Genomic DNA, 17,458 nt, shown 5'->3' with positions numbered 1-17,458 from the left:
TTTGAAGGAGGTATCGATGGAATCAGTCGGTGAGAAAGCCGCATCGTGGAGTGAGTTGCTGCAGGGACGCAATGGGCTTCGATCCATTGCTCTGGCGGGTGGGGTTGCATTGCATGCGATCAATATCTACGTGGTCACGACCATCCTGCCCAGCATCATTCAAGAAATCGGCGGGCTGGAGTATTACGCCTGGAACACGACCCTGTTCGTGGTGGCGTCCATTGTCGGATCGGCCGTCTCTGCCAAGTTCATCGATGCGCTGGGGCCACGCATGGCCTATCTATCGGCGCTTGCCATCTTTTCGCTGGGCGCAGCATGCTGCGCACTGGCTCCGTCGATGCCTGTCCTGCTGCTTGGGCGAGCCGTGCAGGGGCTGGGGGGCGGCGTGTTGTTCGCACTCAGCTATGCCCTGATCCGCGTGGTGTTTGAGGCGCCTTTGTGGCCGAGAGCCATGGCCCTGGTGTCGGGCATGTGGGGTGTGGCGACCCTGTGCGGCCCGGCCGTGGGCGGTGTCTTCGCGCAAAGCGGCCAATGGCGGTTGGCATTCTGGGTGTTGTTGCCAATTGCGCTGCTGCTGGCGGCAATCGTGGCAAGCCAGGTTCAAAGCCGCACGCCTGCAGCCGGAGCCTCCGGGCCTCTGCCTTGGCTGTCGATCACCCTGCTGGTCCTGTCGGTGCTGGCAATCTCCACTGCCAGTCTGAGCGAGAGCCTTGTTTGGAATATGGCCGGCATTGCGGCAGGCATGGTCCTGGTCCTTGTCATTGCGAAGAGGGACAGGCTGGGCAGCGTCAAGCTGCTGCCGTCGGGAGCCTGGTCGTTGTCAGCCCCCCTTGGGGTGGTCTACGCCATGATGGTTCTGCTTGTCATTGGGTTGACGACCGAGATTTTCGTGCCGTATTTCTTGCAGGTGATCCATCAGATGACGCCTTTGGCTGCGGGCTACATGACCGCCATGATGGCGGGCGGATGGACGCTGGCTTCGCTATACAGCGCAGGACGCGGGGAAGGCCGTGCCGCCTACCGCTTTATACGGTTTGGTCCGTTGATCGTGCTGGCTGCATTGCTGAGCCTGGCTGTCATGCTCCCCAGCGTGACATGGGGCAGCACTATGGCCGGCAAGGTGACATATGGGGTAGCCCTCGCCGCCGTGGGGTTCGGTATCGGCCTGAGTTGGCCTCACTTGCTGACACGCGTGTTTTCCGTGGCCACTTCGGGAGAAGAGACGCTCGCGTCTTCCTCCATCACCACGGTTCAACTGTATGCCACGGCCCTGGCCGCTGCCATCGCCGGTGTGGTTGCCAATCTGGCTGGATTGACCGAACCCGGCGGGGTCGATGGCGCGAAGTCGACGGCATTGGTCTTGTTCGCATCGTTTGCGGTCGCACCTGCAGTCGCAGCAATTCTGTCCAGCAGAATGGAGCGGATCCCTAAGTGACTGCCATGTCGCACATATTCGTGAGGCTGCTTAGAGACGATCAGCTACAGTCTCAGATCGGCCAGAAGCAGGCATTCGGAGTAACCTCCTTCGAGCTTTTGGTATCGTTCTACCCTGCTTTATAAAAGACAGCTTTGGGTCGTGTCTGCCGGTAGTATCTGCCAGGAGCAGCCACTCTGGCATTGTCTTTTTTGGATATTTAACCCATGCAAATGCCTATTACCCGGCGCTCATTGTCATTCTTCGCTGCCTTTTTTATGGCTGGGGTCATCGCATGTCTTCACACTTACAGCCAAGCAGTTGAAACTGGAGTGCTTAGGCTTGGGGGGCGGAATCCCGCTGAATTTGCTTTGGCTAATGCACCCGAATCGTTCTACTTTTGGCTCAACTTCACTCTGGTCGCTGCGGGGTTTTGCACATTGCTTGCTCTAGTGTCAATGTGGGCCGCATGGCGCATGGGTCCTACAAAGGGATTGAAATAAGCTTCTTTTTTAGTAATCACGGCCTACCTATAAGTGCAACAGGTCGCCAACGGAGCCAAATGAATCCGCCATTTGTGACTGACCGCTCAGGGTCGTTCAGCGACAGTCGCAGATCGGCCAAGAGCAGCCGCTTGAAATGGCAAGATGCAAGCTATGCTGCATCATTTGCTGAATGACTAATGTGATCTGGTCATCACTTTATGGGGGCAGAATGGGTTTTATATTCCGAAGCGGGGATTCACGACGAGCAAAACAGTTCACGGTCTTCCTGCTGGCAATCATTTGTATTGGAATATGGGCTGGGCTTAACCGTCGAAATTTCCTGCCAAGTGACTCTACGCATCAAGCTGCGGTGATCGCTGGAATTTTTGTGTCCTTTGTGAGTGCCTATGCACTCTTTCGTGATGCAAACCCAGATGCTCCATTCAATCGTTTTGGCCCAACTCGACGGGCCTTTTTTGTGCTTCTGGGTGCAATGGTGACTTTCATCGCCGGATGGATGGCTACCTTCGGCATCGCTGCAGCAATCCTTCAGTTCGTTGTTGCTTCGCATGAGACTCAAACAACTGTGCAATTCGTGTACCCACCGCACGAAGGTAAAGGTTGCCGCTATCGACTAAAGCTAATCGCTTCTACCCCGCAAGTGGAAATAAGCCCTTGTGTTTCAGAAAAAGTTTGGCGAATTGCTAAGCAGGGGGAGATCGCCACGGCAGTCGTAGCTTCAAACCCCCTCGGATTTCAATTTATCGATCTTCGGCCCGCCAACTGACAGACCGTTTTGGGTCGTTCAGCGACAGTCGCAGATCGGCTGTGGATTCAACCGATCGACGCAACACACTCGTTGAACATCTCAGCCGGGGTTCTGTACCCCAAGGTCTTCCTGGGACGCTCGTTTAATTTTCTCGCAATCGCATTCAACTCATCCTGCGAGTAGCCAGAGATATCGATTCCTTTGGGCATGTACTGCCGCAGCAACCCGTTGGTGTTTTCGTTCGTTCCGCGCTGCCATGGGTTTTGCGGATCGCAGAAGTAGACCTGGATGTCGGTGGCCACCGTGAATCGCTTGTGCCCAGCCATTTCAGATCCTCGATCCCAAGTCAACGAGCGGTACAGCTCTTGCGGCAAGGTCTGTGCATGCCTGGCCAGCGCTGCAACAACGGTGTATGAGTCTTTGTCCACTAGTTTGACCAGCATCACGTAGCGTGTGTGGCGCTCCACCAGCGTGGCAATCTGGCTGTAGGCATCGCCGAACAAGAGATCACCTTCCCAGTGTCCCGGCACTGCCCAATCCTCGATGCAAGCAGGACGTTCACTGATGGAAACGGCATCAACAATCCGACCATGGTTGGGAGTTTTCTGGGTGTAGTGGCGTGAGCGGCGCATTACCCTGGTACGCCGCAGGTGCGCCAGGAGCTCCTTCTTCAAAGCTCCGCGTGCTTGGACGAAGAGCGTGCGGTAGATGGCTTCGTGAGACACCTGCAACTCCTTGTCGTCCGGGTAAGTTCGTTTGAGCCACCCCGCAATTTGCTCGGGCGACCACTGACGCTGCAATTTAACCGCCACGATCTGCGCCAGTGCGGGATTACAGGCCAACTTACATGTCTTTGGACGACGCGCTCGTTCCCAAGCGCTCTCATCGGCCTTTGCAGCTCGATAGCAAGTCTTGCCTCCATTGCGTAGAAGTTCACGGCTGACTGTGGATGCAGCGCGTTTCAAGCGGCTGGCAACACAGCGGATGGATTCCCCTGCTGCCAACGCTCTGGAGATTTCTTCTCGCTCAGTTATGGTCAGTGCCAAGCGAGACCGATGTCGAGCTGGTGGCTGGATGCCGCCAGACGCACTCAGGATGGTGTGAATGGAGGTATGCGGGCGATCAAACAGCTTGCCGATCTCGTGCAGGGTATCGCCAGCTTTCCAGCGATCCCACATCAGGGCCTTCTGAGCTTCGGTGTAGTAAATCCGCGGTCTTTGCTTCATGCCAACACTCCTTCCGCCAGAGGCGGTCATTGTGTTGCATTGACCAGTTGAATCCACAGCCAGAAGCAGCCATTCGGCACTTTTGCGGGAAGCGGACGTAGGCGTATAGCGATGTAGCAGTTTTAGAACTTCTTTCGCTGAGTTTCTGGAAGAAACGCTGTGGCGAAGCCAAGGAGCGGCAGAAATGAGGTCACGCCATAGACCCACACAATGCCGTGTACGTCTGCCAAATCGCCCAGTCCGGCAGCGCCAATTCCACCGACGCCGAACATCAACCCAAACATCAGCCCAGATACCAATCCCACGCGACCGGGTACGGCCTCCTGCGCGTAGACCACCAGAGCGGCAAAGGCAGATGACATAACCAAGCCTATGACAATGGCGAGAATGGCGGTCCCGGCAAGACCGACATAAGGCAGCGCAAGAGCGAACGGGGCGACGCCAAGAAACGAAATCCAGATGACAGCCTTGCGGCCAATGCGGTCTCCAACTGGTCCGCCTATGAAGGTACCTGCGGCCACAGCTGCGAGGAACATGAAGAGAAACAGCTGACTCGTCTGCACGCTGAGCTGAAAGCGCTCGATCAGATAGAACGTGAAGTAATTGGTGAATGATGCGATGTAGACGAACTTCGCAAACATCAGCACACAGATAACGGAAATCGCACGTATCACGCCAGCGCGGTCCAGCCCCTCGCCATGGTCTTTCGACAGGACATTGGCTTTAGCTGTTCCGTGATGACGTACCCAGATCGTGAGGCGATACAAAACGAAGATCGCTACCAGTGCTACTACCATGAACCACGCGACGGCTGGCTGACCATGCGGGATAACGATGACCGCAGTCAGCAAGGGGCCGATGGCGGAGCCGGTGTTACCACCTACCTGAAAAGTGGATTGCGCTGTTCCAAACCTGCCACCCGACGCCAGCCTGGCAATCCGCGAGGCCTCAGGGTGAAAGGTAGCAGAGCCGACGCCGACCACCGCTGCCGCAACCAACAGCATCTCGTAGCTGCTGGCCGTAGCCAGGAGAGCGATTCCGATGAAGGTCATCCCCATTCCCGAAGGAAGCAGGTATGGCTTGGGATGCTTGTCTGTATACAGGCCGATCCAGGGCTGGAGCAGCGAAGCCGTGACTTGATAGACCAGCGCGATGATTCCGATCTGCCCAAAGCTCAAGGAGAAGCTCTGTTTGAGCATGGGAAAGATCGAAGGCAACATGGCCTGGATCATGTCATTGAGAAGGTGGGCAAAGGCAGCGCCCCCGACGATAGGGAGAAGGAATCCCTGTGGCTTGGCGTCGGGCACCGCGATGCAAGGTGCTTCCGATGTGGAGAGAGTGGCAGTTCTGACGGTCATGGAAATACAGAGGCAAGTGCGTTGGACCTGAGCCGTTGAACGGCTGAACTTGGAGATTACGTCCTTGCCGATTGGCTGTCGCACGCTCATCTGCCAATATCTGTAGAGTTTCTGCCATGACAACGCATCCATCCCATAAACACAAGCAGTACGACAGTCTGGCCTGGCCGGTCGTCGTCATGGAGAACAGGTGGCCGCTCGGTATGTCCACGGGTTGGCATTCCCACCCCAAAGGCCAGCTTCTCTACGCTACAGAGGGCGTTATGGTGGTGCACACCGACGCGGGGTCTTGGATCGTCCCCCCCAATCGCGCGCTCTGGATAACCACGGGCCTGCGGCATACCGTCACGATGGCCGGTGACGTGCTTATGCGCACGGCGTACATCGATGTCGCGAAGGTAACGACCTTGCCGCATGAGAGCAGCGTCATCAACGTCTCACCCCTGCTGCGCGAACTGCTCGTGGAGGCGGTCCGCATTGGGTTCCACACCGAGCCGAAAGGCCGCGACGCACGGCTTCTGGAATTGCTCATTGATGAGATTCGCGTCTCAACAACCCTTCCGCTTCATCTGCCGATGCCCAAGGATGAGCGGCTTCGCAGCATTTGCGACCAACTTAGCGCAACCCCCTCAGATGCGTCGAATGCTGCGGAATGGGCAGCGTCAATCCATGTGGGAGAGCGAACGTTGCATCGGCTATTTGCCAAGGAGACTGGCATGACGTTCGCTCAGTGGCGTGAGCAGGCTAGGCTGCTTCACGCGCTGCGCGGGATTGCTGCAGGTAACAAGGTCATCGAAGTAGCGCTCGACTGCGGCTACGGCAGTGCCAGCGCGTTTGCTGCAATGTTCCGTCGACATTTCGGGGTCTCGCCCTCCAGCTTCTATCAATAGCAAGGCCAAGCTGCGAAGCCCTCAATTCGGCGCGTCCTTTTTAGCTGACTGCAATTGATGTGTGCGAACGGCGGCTATGGGTCGCTCAGCGACAGTCGCAGATCGGCCAGAAGCAGACAGCCGCAGAGCATCTCCGAACCATAGCTTCAGGGTGGTTGCAGTCGGTCAAGTCAGATGGCTTTTCTCAGGAAGTTAGGACAGGGTTTGCGCTGTATTCGCCTTTTGACGCAATGACTACCACGCCCGCACTATTTGCCTTGGAGTCCACGTACGTATGTCCTGGCTTTCACTAGCTGCTAGTGCGCGCAATTGATCAGCGGCTAGATCGATTGATCTGTCGCGCCTCAGTGCAATCCGCAAGCCAGTTCAGCGATACTGAATCTCCAAGTATCAGCAAAGCAGGCTCTGCAAAGTCAGCAAGTCCAATATGCATGGTGCTACTACTCATTTCTTGACAGGCGGCAAGCCACCGTGCGGAACGTGAGTCCAAGGAGAACTTTCCCATCGTGAGCGTTGTGATCCCAGTGATGGTTAGGTCTTGATTATGAAGGGCTCCACCAGCCTAAGGCCCTTCTGTTGGCTGCAGGTCAACTTCAGCTATGGGTCGGTCGCCTACCGGCCGCAAGCGGCCGTTCCACGCTGGAAGGCCTATACTTTTCAGGCTCGTCAACCTGCGCTACGCGAAAATATCAAATGAAAAAAAGGGAATTGTTCAGTGCTTTGCTGGGAGTTTCGCTGCTCACTCAACCGCCCACTACTTTTGCGCAAAACACCAATGGGAAAAATCTCTTTACACAGAGATGTGCCGTATGCCATGGGGGAGATATCAAGGGCACCGGACCATTGGCCAAGAAGAGCACCCCTCCCACGCCTGATCTCACAACCGCCGCCTTCAAAAAGCGGCTTGAAGATTATCCAGGCGTCATTGTTTCGTCGGTAATACTCCGCCCGAATGGAGACCTGATTCCGAGAACGTTGCGGGAAAACGGGGTGAGGATCGCGCCCCATCCCTGGACAGTGCAGGATTTTCGCGATTTGAATAAATACATGAGTGACGTAATTGCAAAAAGCCGATGATCATGTATTGATAGCCTGACCTCACCATGAGGCAGCTGGCATGTGATATCACTCAACAAGGCTGTCCTTGTGCTCCCTTTTATTAATTGCACAACTCATTTTGCAATGTCTGATATGGGTCGTTCAGCGACAGTCGCAGATCGGCCACAAGCAGCCACTTGACCTGCATCCGTTAAGTGGTCATCCCGTAGCTCGACAGCAATCCCGATTTCGCATCTCAACCTCAAAACAATTCAATATTTCTTGTATTATTGATGCATGCAAGAAGCCCAAGTTATCCGTTCCCTCTCAGCTTTAGCCCATGAAGCACGCCTGCGCGTTTTTCGTGCGTTGGTGGTTGCGGGGCCAGAAGGCCTGACTCCCAGTGCATTGGCGGAGCAGTTGGGTATCGCCCCCAATGCACTGTCGTTTCACCTGAAGGAACTCGCCCACGCTGAACTCGTGAGCCAGGAGAGACAGGGACGCAATGTGCTCTACCGCGCTGCATTTCCCGCCATGAATGGTCTGCTCTCATATCTCACCGAGAACTGCTGTCAGGGCACAGCCTGCACTCCAGACGCCGCGGCTTTGTGCCAGCGCTGAAGCGCTCGCTGCTAGGAACAGTTGACCATGTTGACGGCCATTCTGATTTTCATCTTCACGCTGACGCTGGTCATCTGGCAGCCGCGCGGCCTTGGCATTGGCTGGAGCGCTTCAATCGGGGCCGTTGTCGCTTTGCTTCTGGGAGTCGTGCACTTAGCTGATATTCCGGTGGTCTGGCATATCGTTTGGAATGCCACGGCGACCTTTGTCGCCATCATCATCACCAGTCTTTTACTGGATGAGGCCGGGTTCTTTGAATGGGCCGCATTGCACTTTGCCCGCTGGGGCGGCGGCAGCGGCGTCAAGCTGTTTGCCTTCATCGTGCTGCTGGGAGCCGCCGTGTCGGCTCTGTTTGCCAATGACGGAGCTGCCCTGATTCTCACGCCCATCGTGATGGCCATGCTGATGGCGCTGGGCTTTTCTCCTGCAGCGACGTTGGCGTTTGTCATGGCTGCCGGGTTTATTGCCGACACTGCAAGCCTGCCGCTGATCGTCTCCAATCTGGTGAATATCGTCTCCGCCGACTTTTTCAAGGTCGGCTTCAACGACTACGCATCGGTGATGGTCCCGGTCAACATCGCCTCGGTCCTGGCCAGCCTCGGTGTGCTGCTGCTGTTTTTCCTACGCGATATTCCCGCCACCTACGATGTGGCCCAACTCAAACAGCCCTCGGCTGCGATCAAAGACCGGGCCACGTTCCGGGCCGGCTGGGTCGTGCTGGTCTTGCTGCTGATTGGCTTTTTTGTGTTGGAGCCTCTGGGCGTTCCTGTCAGTGCCGTGGCGACCGTGGGTGCCGCAATCTTGCTGGCCGTGGCAGCTCGTGGTCATGTCATCAGCACCAGGAAGGTGCTCCATGGCGCGCCTTGGCAGATCGTAGTGTTCTCGCTGGGTATGTATCTGGTGGTCTACGGGTTGCGCAACGCGGGCCTCACGGATTACATCGCCGTGTTGCTGAATCAGTTTGCAGCCGGTGGCGTGTGGACCGCATCGCTGGGCACGGGCGTGTTGTCCGCAGTACTGTCCTCGATCATGAACAACATGCCCACGGTCTTGATCGGGGCCTTGTCCATCGATGCGTCCACAGCCAGCGGTGCTGTCAAGGAGGCCATGGTGTACGCCAATGTGATCGGCTGCGATCTGGGCCCCAAGATCACGCCGATTGGCAGCTTGGCCACCTTGCTGTGGCTGCATGTGCTGGGCAAGAAGGGCACAACGATTGGCTGGGGCTACTACCTCAAAGTCGGCGCGGTACTGACCCTGCCCGTGCTGCTCATCACCCTAGCCGCCCTGGCCTTGCGGCTCAGCGTGGTGTCTTGAATTTTTGCAACGGGAATCTAGCGCTATGAGCGACATCACGATTTACCACAACCCTGCTTGCGGCACCTCCCGCAATGTCCTGGCCCTGATCCGCAACAGTGGGGAAGAGCCCACGGTCATCGAATATCTCAAGACGCCACCTGATCGCGCCACGCTGCTGGGCCTGATCCAAGCCATGGGCGTGCCAGTGCGCGATGCGTTGCGCCAGAAAGGTACGCCGTATGACGAGCTTGGCTTGGGCGAGCCCAAATGGACGGACGAGCAATTGATTGATTTCATGCTCCAGCACCCCATTCTGATCAATCGCCCGATAGTGGTCACCCCTCTGGCAACCCGCTTGTGTCGTCCCTCGGAGGCCGTTCTGGACATCCTGCCGCAGCCTCAACAGGCCGCCTTCTCCAAAGAAGACGGGGAAGCCGTCATTGACTCGAAAGGAAACCGAATTGACAAGCTCTGATCTCCCCAACCTGGACGAGCAAGTCTTTGAAAAGCCCAGCCTAGAAGGCCTGTTGCCCGCACAACGTGCTACGCACGCGCCGCGCATTCTGCTACTGTATGGCTCGGTTCGTGACCGCTCCTATAGCCGCCTTCTAACCGAGGAGGCAGCGCGGCTGCTGCGCAAGATGGGTGCCGAGACCAGGCTCTTCGATCCGCGTGGCCTGCCACTTCCCGACGGCGCCCCTGAGGATCACCCTAAGGTCCAGGAACTGCGCGAGCTGGCCCAATGGGCCGAGGGCATGGTCTGGACTTCTCCAGAGCGCCACGGTGCCATGACCAGCATTCTCAAAGCGCAGATCGACTGGATTCCTCTGTCCGTTGGCGCGGTGCGGCCGACACAAGGCAAGACACTGGCAGTGATGCAAGTCTCGGGCGGCTCACAGTCCTTCAATGCGGTCAACCAGATGCGCGTGCTGGGTCGATGGATCCGCATGATCACCATCCCCAATCAATCGTCCGTTGCCAAGGCATTTGCCGAGTTCGACGAGGCTGGCCGGATGAAGCCGTCTTCGTATTACGAACGGGTGGTGGACGTGATGGAAGAGCTGGTCAAGTTCACACTGCTGACGCGAGACTGTGCCGACTATCTGGTGAATCGCTATAGCGAGCGCCGTGAAAGCGCCGAAGAACTGTCCAAGCGGGTCAATCAGCGAAGTATCTAAGTGATGCGGGCAGGTGGGCTCTGCATTCCAAAACAAGTCCAGTGGCCGCTTCTTCGCCACTTGAGCGGCTGCAATGGGTCGTGCGCTGCCCACGGCGGCTAACTGTTACCAGCCAGAAGCTGGCCAAACATCATGCTATTGACCATGAAACTTGCCCATCGAGCTAGACTGCGGGCGCCATAAACGACGCCCACGCTCGAAAAAAACGTCCGCTTGCTGAAAGCGAAACGTCATGATGAACCACACTGTCTGATCACCATACCGTAAACCCGCCATCGACTGTAATGGACTGTCCGGTAACAAAGGCAGCTCCTTCGGAGCAGAGCCACATTACCGTCCCCGCGATATCGGCGGGCTTGCCGAGACGCCCCATGGGCGTGGCCTGCATGAGCTGCTCCATGTCCCGCGCGTTGTCGGGACGATCCGTGATGGCCGTGTGGGCGATGCCGCCGGGACACACGGCATTCACGCGTATCCCTTGGCTCGCATAGTCCAGCGCCACGGAGCGGGTGAGCCCGATCACGCCGGCTTTCGAAGCCGAGTAAGCAGCTAGCCCTGGCCCACCCACCACGCCCATGATCGAGGCGGTGTTGACAATGGCTCCGCCGCCATGGTCTCGCATGTAGGCACATTCGTGCTTGATGCAAAGCCACACCCCTTTCAGGTTCACAGCGATCGTCCGGTCCCACTCTTCTTCGGGCAGATCCGCAGCGGCCCTGCCTCGCGGCGCGATGCCCGCGTTATTGAAGGCATAGTCGAGACGGCCCCAATTCTTCACGGCTTGCGTGATGGCATGGGTGACATCCGCTGACTGCGTGACATCGGCGCGCAGAACGATAGCTTTCGCTCCGGCGCGCTCCACTGCGTGCGCGGTTTCCTCAGCTGCATGCACTGCGGTATCAACCAGAGCGACATTAGCGCCCGCCGCTGCAAAACTGATAGCGGCCTGCCGCCCGATGCCGGTCGCGGCACCGGTAATGAACGCGACTTTTCCTGCAAAACACTCCATCTGACTCTCCTTTGTGCGTTGGCCCCATGTGCGCAGTCAAGCCGTGCTCAGGGCAGACCACTCCGGCAAACATGCGCTTGAGGTGTTGGAGAGTAGATGCAACGTGACCCGATCACATCAGCGAAATAGACTAGGCGGTTTTCTGTAGCGTGTGAAAGCCAATCCGGCGCACTCAATGGTGCACACGTAGTACTTCACACCATGATGCAGCGCTCAGCCGAGGGAAAGGACGCTGTTCAGCAGGGTTCGAACCAGTGTCGCCTGACGCGTGGCTCCTGTCTTAGAGAATATGGCGCGCAAATGTGCACGCGCCGTGTTCTTGCTGATACTCAGCACTTCCGCCGCCTCCTCAATCGTGGATCCATTGGCTAACGCAAGTGCCAATGCTGCCTCAGCAGGCGTCAAGTCGAACAGCTTGCGCATGATTTCGTCTGAAGCCTGCGATTTGCGATCGGGGTCGCGAACGAAGATTGCGCAAGCAGGTCGGCGCGCATTGTCTTCAGACCATTCATTGAATGCAATCTTGCGGACCAGTACACCTAGTTTGGCTTTGCCGGAGGGCCGGGTAACCGACATGGCTTGCACCACCCCAGGTGCATGCCCGGCTCGCTCATCCAGCGCTTGCTGAATGAGCGTCTGCAATTTTCGATTTTCCGGCGAGAACGAGATTTCAAGCACATTGTTTTTTCTTTGAAGACCGTCTTTCTCGGCGATGATCTCGTTCGCAGCAAAGTTGGTCTTCATGATCGAACCGCTTTCGTCCAGAATGACCATTCCGACCAGCATGCGATCGAAGGTGCTGGCGTAAAGCGTTCGTTCGGACTCAACAACGTTGAATTTCGAATGCAACCGGACCGCGCGTTTCAGATGAGGCAGCAATGCGCTGCAAACGGCTTTGTCACGCTTGCTAAAGCTTGAGGAATCATGACTGCGACACACACGCAGGCGACATTCAACGCCGTCTTCCGTATGCAAGTCTGCCCCCATCATGTAACCGACATCGAACGGCTTTTGGAACTGCTGGTACATCTCGCTCTGGCGCCAAAAGTTTTCACCGAGTAGTTCATCCACGGTAATCATCCGATCGGCCGGGAGATTCACAAATGGGTCAAGCGCATAGTAATAGTTGCTGTAGGAGGCTTCGCCAGGGAGTACCGTGCCTTGAGCCGACGCATGGACCATGAGGCCGGCGCGCCCGCAAGCCGGCGAACGCAGAATGAGTGTCACGTAGTTAGCACCAAGCAGCCCGCGAATTGCCTCCAGCGCACCAGCCCAAGGTATGGCGTCCATCGGCCCCTCGTAGATCATCGCAACTAACTTGCTGAACTGTTCGATGGTCAGCATTGATTCGGCGAGGAAAGCTGCCTCATCCTGGTGATTTATCTGCACTTGCTCATCTCCTTTTGTGTTGCTCGCCCTATGAGCCCCCTTTGGTGGCCGCGAGGAGGGCCGGAGTATTGAGGCGATGCCTTTGCGGTGTAAGAACGCGCTTCCCTCGCAAGTGTAGAAGAGCAGCGATGCAAGGCCGAGGTCTGCAGGCCAAGGCTGAGACCACAACGGGTCGTTCTGAGACGGTCGCCTACCGGCCAGTAGCAGTCCTTGGAGCTGTTCCTGCCATGGACTGCTTTTGGCTGCGTGAGCGGCCTGTCGCCGGATGGCAACTTGATGGGGCAACGCGATAATCCACGGGCACCCATCAGCGGTCCTTCGTGACGGCCAGCGATCAAGCCATAGCAGACATCCGAATTTGCATCACTTGATTTAAATGGCGGTCAAATGCTCGTACAGGACGATCGATCCAATGCTGATCAGCAGCACGCCACCGACGGCCTCGGCCCAACGTCCAGCGATGTTTCCCAGTATGCGTCCGACCATTACTCCTATAGTCACCATGGCAAATGTTGCAAAGCCGATAGCAAGAGCAACGGTGGTGATGCTCACATCCAGAAATGCAAGTCCTACTCCCACGGCCATGGCATCAATGCTCGTTGCAAATCCAGTTGCAACTAATAGCCAGAAGCCATGTCGCGCTGGCTTGCTGAGCTCTTCACCATCAGGGACTTTGATTGCCCCGATCAACATTCTTCCACCTAGCACCAGAAGCAGCACAAAGGCGATCCAGTGGTCCCAGGCCTTGACGTAATCTGAAGCCGCATAGCCCAGCGCCCAGCCTACCAAGGGTGTGATGGCTTCGATGACACCGAAGATGGCGCCAGTCCTCAATGCTTCAGACCAGCGTGGTTTGAGTAGCGCAGAACCTTTGCCGACGGCTGCGGCAAAGGCATCGGTGGACATGGCAAAGGCCAGGAGCAAGATAGAAGCGGCATTCATGGGGAATTCATTCTTAACGGTCGGGCATGAGCACAACGGCATCTCACCGCGGCCCGAGCTCGTCGCGATGAAATGCCGATGGTCTCGCCAACCGAAGAACGGATGCATACGCCACAGCAAACTGAATGCTGAGTATGTTGACGTATGCGCTTCCAGGGCGGAAGCAGGCTACTCCCCAAGGGGACTGCAGTTTACAAGAGCATCAGAATGCAAGGCGCATGCCCATGATGCTGTCCCGAGCTTTCGAAACGAATCGCATTTGCTGCGGACAAGCGTTTTCGCTGATGAGTCTTTCCCCGTAAGCAGAAGCAGCACACGGCGTAAAGCGGTCTTAGATTTTTCATCTAAAAAGCTTCCGACAACGATGCTTTGCGATGGAACAAAAAGTGCTAGCATCGCGCCGCTAGCGCCGACTTCAGCACCAAAGACACATAACTCCGCAGAAGTATTCGCCCACCTGATTCACAAGGCAGGTCGAAAAGCTATTGCGTTCGATGCAGCAAGAAAGCTCGGGGAGTGAAGCCATCATTCCTCCAATGCTTGAAGAGCATTTTGCTGCGGTAGTGGAACTTCATGAGTCAAGTGTCTTGTCCCAAACATCTATCCCCTGTGATTCCCCTGCGTCTCACGGCATGCGCGTCTCCTGGACAGCGCTAAGCGGCTTGGCCGCCATTGCCCTGTTCTTCATTGTTCTGGGACATGACGGCCGACGTGTTGCGCAGCTCCTGATACTCATGGTGCCTGTGCCCGTCGGCCTGGCCTGGCCGATGCGCAGCCCTGCATGGCTCAGGGCGCGACGTTGGCTTTCCTTTGCCTGGGTGATGCTTTTTGCATTGGACGGCACCATGCGTGCCTATCTGATGGAGCTGTACCAGTCCTCTCCAGAGGGTGCCATGGTGATCGGCGCGATGGCCAATACCAACTGGCGTGAAAGCTCCGAATATCTGTCAATGCACTGGCGCAGTGTCGTGCTGATTTGCTGCGGCCTTGCCTTGCTAGCTTGGCTGGTGTGGCATCTCACGGGGCGAACGATATTGGCTACCTTACGCAGGGACAGAAGGCTGGCAGTGCTTTCTTTGGTCGTGGCCCTTGTATGTGCGCTGGCCTATTCCAGCAAGCCTTGGCGCAGGTTGCATCCTGCGATTTTCTGGACCCAATGGGTACTCTCCGCTCAAAAACTGAAAGCCAGTCTGGCCAACCAGCATGAGGAACGAGCAAGACTGCTGGATCGCGCCATCCAAGCAAAGCCTTTGCTGGCGAATGCCGGGCCATCCACCGTCGTGCTGGTGCTCAGTGAAAGCATCAATAGAGACAACTTGTCGCTCTATGGCTATGACAGACAGACAACGCCCCAGCTTCAGGAGCATCAAAGGACATCTGGGGCCCAGATGACCGTGCTGCGCAATGCATGGTCTGTGGATGCCAGTACTCTGCCCGCAGTGCGCAACTTGTTTGGCTTCGGTGCCCCAGGCTCGACTGAGTCCCATCATCTGGTCGCGCTTGCTCGAGCATCGGGCTACAAGGTCTGGTGGATCAGCAACCACGACGATGTTGGAATCGAGCAGCAGCATGCCAGACTGGCTGACATCGTACAGATGGTGAATCGCACTCCTGGGCGCTCCTCTGTGTCTTTGGATGGAGAAATGGTCGATGAACTGAAGACGGCTCTGGATGCGCCCTCCGAACGCAAGTTCATCGTGGTTCACATGCTGGGCGCCCACCCGCACTACAGCCTGCGCTACCCCAAGGGCCAGAACCCCTTTGATGATGAAGCAGATGCGATTGATGCATCGCTGAAGAACAAGGGCACCTCCTTGTGGGTGCGCCGGCAACGCCAAGAATATGATGCGGCGCTGCTTTATCACGATTATGTGGTGGCGGAAACACTGCGCCTCACCCAATCAGCTGCCTTGGCAAAAGGCAAGGTGGCATGGATGTATCTCTCTGATCATGGCCAGGAAGTGGGCCATGTCCGCAACCATGCGGGACACAGCAAGAGCACCGAGGCCGGCTACCGTATTCCGGCAATTATCTGGCGAGCCCCCTCTTCGCCAGACCTGCCTGAAGACGTTGCAGAGAGGCCCTTTCGCTCCGATTGGGCCGCATGGACTATCGCGGATCTGCTGGATATACGCTGGAGCAGCCAATCCCTTGAGCGCAATGTCTTGAGCAAGACCTACCGGTGGGAAGAGCCGCGCCTGCCAATGCCTGTGAGCTCTTTCACCAGGTGACTTTTTTACAGAATGAAAAACTGCTTCTGGCCGAAGCCAGGCCTAGCTACTTGTGAGCGCAGCACCACAAAGTGGACCTTCGGGGCTGCGCCTTGAGCGTCCGGTTTAGGCTAGGCAGCCAGCGAGTGCGGTCCGTCGTCAGTCGGCCAGAAGCAGACAGCCGCAGAGCATTTCCGAACCATAGCTTCAGGGTGGTTGCAGTCGGTCAAGTCAGATGGTTTTTCTCAGGAAGTTAGGACAGGGTTTGCGCTGTATTCGCCTTTTGACGCAATGACTTCCACGCCCGCACTATTTGCCATGGAGTCCAAGTACGTATGTCCCGGCTTTTCACTAGCTGCTAGCGCGCGCAATTGATCAGCGAATTGCTGCGCCTCCGACGACGAAACCTTCCACTCAAACAGCACGTCACTTCGACTGAGACTCCCTTCATCATCGGAGGGCACAATCATCAAACCCACATTCACCAGTTTGACGAAGGACGATGTCGCTAGATCGATTGACTGTCGCGCCTCGATGCAATCCGCAAGCAAGTTCAGCGATACTGAATCTCCAAGTATCAGCAAAGTAGGCTCTGCAAAGTCTGCAAGTCCAATATGCATGGTGCTACTACTCATTTTTTGACAGGCGGCAAGCCACCGTGCGGAACGTTAGTCCAAGGAGAACTTTTCCCATCGTGAGCGTTGTGATCCCAGTGATGGTTAGGTCTTGATTATGAAGGGCTCCACCAGCCTAAGGCCCTTCTGTTGGCTGCAGGTCAACTTCAGCTATGGATCGTGAGAAGTCCTTGGTTGTTGGCTACTCCAGCCTGAGTTGCCTGCAGCCGCGAGTGGAAGGCCTGAGCCAAATCGTGTCACGAATCGATTTCGGCTTGCCTAAAAGGGTTAGGCCGCACTTCTCTGTGCACGCCTATATTGCTTAATTTTCTTGTTTTTCCTTGCGGTTGGATACTGACTTAAAACCAAGCACAACTTCAGATCAGCGAGCGCTGCTAGAAGATCGGGTTCAAAGGCATCGGACTGCGCGATTACATTCCGCATCGAGATGCCGAAGTCGATGGAGGCAGACTCAAGTCCAGAGACTTGCCTCATCGCGAGTAGCGCGGAACGGTGTTTTTGGAGGAAAGCGAGAGCCTCCTTTTGTTGTTCTTCAAGAAAGTCAAAGTCTGCTTCACTTGCCATGACGCTCAATCCCGATGTTCGCGCCGGTCGCGCTGTGGGTCGATTTGTTCGGGGCAATCCCTTTCTGAACACAGCACAGGGCGGCGCTGGGCAAAGGCGTTGCAGTTCTTCGACGTCTACGGTGTCGCCAACAAAGTGAATAACGCAGGCCATATGCTGCTCAAACAATCTAGAGTAGTACGTTTCGCAGATTCTGCAGGACGTTCATGCGCTATGTGAACTGTTTTTAGCAGTGTTTTCTGCCGAAATCGGCTCGTGGCCGTAGGCATCTCATGTTCTTGCTGGATGGCTGCTCAGGGTCGAACTGCGACAGCCGCAACCGGCCAGAAGCTGCCGTTCGACATTCTTCAACTGCTGGCTGCTTCAGCCTGAGCTCCGAGGTTCAGTTGAACAACTGAGATGAAGGCAACAGGCCCACTGTCGCTGAGGTG

Annotated in this window: 16 protein-coding genes and 1 riboswitch; of the genes, 9 read left to right on the top strand and 7 right to left on the bottom strand. The window is 56.5% G+C overall.

The features are described 5' to 3' along the window. Nucleotides 1-16 precede the first annotated feature (16 nt). Nucleotides 17-1,435, top strand: a complete 1,419-nt coding sequence (locus CTR2_RS12295) for an MFS transporter (protein ID WP_087083740.1) — start codon at nt 17-19, stop codon at nt 1,433-1,435. A gap of 654 nt (nt 1,436-2,089) precedes the next feature. Continuing rightward, complete coding sequence (locus CTR2_RS12290; protein ID WP_140401044.1) at nt 2,090-2,686, top strand: hypothetical protein; 597 nt, start codon at nt 2,090-2,092, stop codon at nt 2,684-2,686. A gap of 47 nt (nt 2,687-2,733) precedes the next feature. Here CTR2_RS12290 and CTR2_RS12285 read toward each other — a convergent pair whose 3' ends face one another. Together CTR2_RS12285 and CTR2_RS12280 are read right to left on the bottom strand one after the other, a co-directional pair. Next, nucleotides 2,734-3,894 (bottom strand): IS30 family transposase, encoded by a 1,161-nt coding sequence (locus tag CTR2_RS12285; RefSeq protein WP_087084619.1) that lies wholly within the window; start codon nt 3,892-3,894, stop codon nt 2,734-2,736. Between the two features lie 122 nt (nt 3,895-4,016). Beyond that, nucleotides 4,017-5,342 (bottom strand): MFS transporter, encoded by a 1,326-nt coding sequence (locus CTR2_RS12280; RefSeq protein WP_087083742.1) that lies wholly within the window; start codon nt 5,340-5,342, stop codon nt 4,017-4,019. A gap of 26 nt (nt 5,343-5,368) precedes the next feature. On the opposite strand from CTR2_RS12280, the gene CTR2_RS12275 reads away from it, so the two are divergent. The 6 genes from CTR2_RS12275 (at nt 5,369) to arsH (ending at nt 10,278) form a co-directional block, all read left to right on the top strand. Further along, nucleotides 5,369-6,142 (top strand): AraC family transcriptional regulator, encoded by a 774-nt coding sequence (locus CTR2_RS12275; protein WP_087083744.1) that lies wholly within the window; start codon nt 5,369-5,371, stop codon nt 6,140-6,142. Nucleotides 6,143-6,835: 693 nt separating this feature from the next. Continuing rightward, the gene (locus CTR2_RS12270) at nt 6,836-7,219 is read left to right on the top strand and encodes a c-type cytochrome (RefSeq protein ID WP_087083746.1); all 384 of its coding nucleotides are present in this window, start codon (nt 6,836-6,838) and stop codon (nt 7,217-7,219) included. A gap of 258 nt (nt 7,220-7,477) precedes the next feature. Continuing rightward, a complete protein-coding gene (locus tag CTR2_RS12265) occupies nt 7,478-7,801 on the top strand; it encodes an ArsR/SmtB family transcription factor (protein ID WP_087083748.1) in 324 nt (107 codons plus the stop codon). Between the two features lie 27 nt (nt 7,802-7,828). After that, nucleotides 7,829-9,118: an arsenic transporter gene (locus tag CTR2_RS12260; protein ID WP_087083750.1), complete on the top strand. Its 1,290-nt coding sequence runs from the start codon at nt 7,829-7,831 to the stop codon at nt 9,116-9,118. Nucleotides 9,119-9,143: 25 nt separating this feature from the next. Continuing rightward, nucleotides 9,144-9,575, top strand: coding sequence for an arsenate reductase (glutaredoxin) (arsC, locus tag CTR2_RS12255; protein WP_087083752.1), 432 nt, complete (start codon nt 9,144-9,146; stop codon nt 9,573-9,575). Continuing rightward, nucleotides 9,562-10,278 carry an arsenical resistance protein ArsH gene (arsH, locus tag CTR2_RS12250; RefSeq protein WP_087083754.1) on the top strand — a complete coding sequence of 239 codons (717 nt, stop codon included), beginning with the start codon at nt 9,562-9,564 and terminating at the stop codon, nt 10,276-10,278. The genes arsC and arsH overlap by 14 nt, the downstream gene beginning before the upstream one ends. A 253-nt stretch (nt 10,279-10,531) precedes the next feature. Here the strand turns inward: arsH and CTR2_RS12245 are convergent, their stop codons facing one another. The 3 genes from CTR2_RS12245 to mntP all read right to left on the bottom strand — a co-directional run bounded on the left by CTR2_RS12245 (nt 10,532) and on the right by mntP (nt 13,618). Continuing rightward, the gene (locus tag CTR2_RS12245; protein WP_087083756.1) at nt 10,532-11,287 is read right to left on the bottom strand and encodes an SDR family NAD(P)-dependent oxidoreductase; all 756 of its coding nucleotides are present in this window, start codon (nt 11,285-11,287) and stop codon (nt 10,532-10,534) included. Between the two features lie 213 nt (nt 11,288-11,500). Beyond that, the gene (locus CTR2_RS12240; RefSeq protein WP_087084620.1) at nt 11,501-12,631 is read right to left on the bottom strand and encodes a helix-turn-helix transcriptional regulator; all 1,131 of its coding nucleotides are present in this window, start codon (nt 12,629-12,631) and stop codon (nt 11,501-11,503) included. 417 nt (nt 12,632-13,048) lie between these two features. Next, entirely contained in the window at nt 13,049-13,618 is a 570-nt protein-coding gene (gene mntP, locus CTR2_RS12235) for a manganese efflux pump MntP (protein WP_140401045.1), read from the bottom strand. Nucleotides 13,619-13,637: 19 nt separating this feature from the next. After that, nucleotides 13,638-13,801, bottom strand: a riboswitch (yybP-ykoY riboswitch). Between the two features lie 311 nt (nt 13,802-14,112). Here mntP and CTR2_RS12230 point away from each other — a divergent pair. After that, on the top strand, nt 14,113-15,849 hold the full coding sequence (locus CTR2_RS12230; RefSeq protein ID WP_254913368.1) for a phosphoethanolamine transferase: 1,737 nt from the start codon (nt 14,113-14,115) through the stop codon (nt 15,847-15,849). Between the two features lie 224 nt (nt 15,850-16,073). On the opposite strand, the gene CTR2_RS12225 is transcribed toward CTR2_RS12230, so the two are convergent. Further along, the gene (locus CTR2_RS12225; protein ID WP_087083760.1) at nt 16,074-16,448 is read right to left on the bottom strand and encodes a hypothetical protein; all 375 of its coding nucleotides are present in this window, start codon (nt 16,446-16,448) and stop codon (nt 16,074-16,076) included. Nucleotides 16,449-16,730: 282 nt separating this feature from the next. Next, nucleotides 16,731-17,027, bottom strand: coding sequence for a hypothetical protein (locus CTR2_RS12220; RefSeq protein WP_034359091.1), 297 nt, complete (start codon nt 17,025-17,027; stop codon nt 16,731-16,733). Between the last annotated feature and the right edge of the window lie 431 nt (nt 17,028-17,458).

The organism is Comamonas thiooxydans, from assembly GCF_002157685.2.
GTDB classification, from domain to species: domain Bacteria; phylum Pseudomonadota; class Gammaproteobacteria; order Burkholderiales; family Burkholderiaceae_C; genus Comamonas; species Comamonas testosteroni_H.
This window is presented reverse-complemented; position numbering and strand designations above follow the sequence as displayed.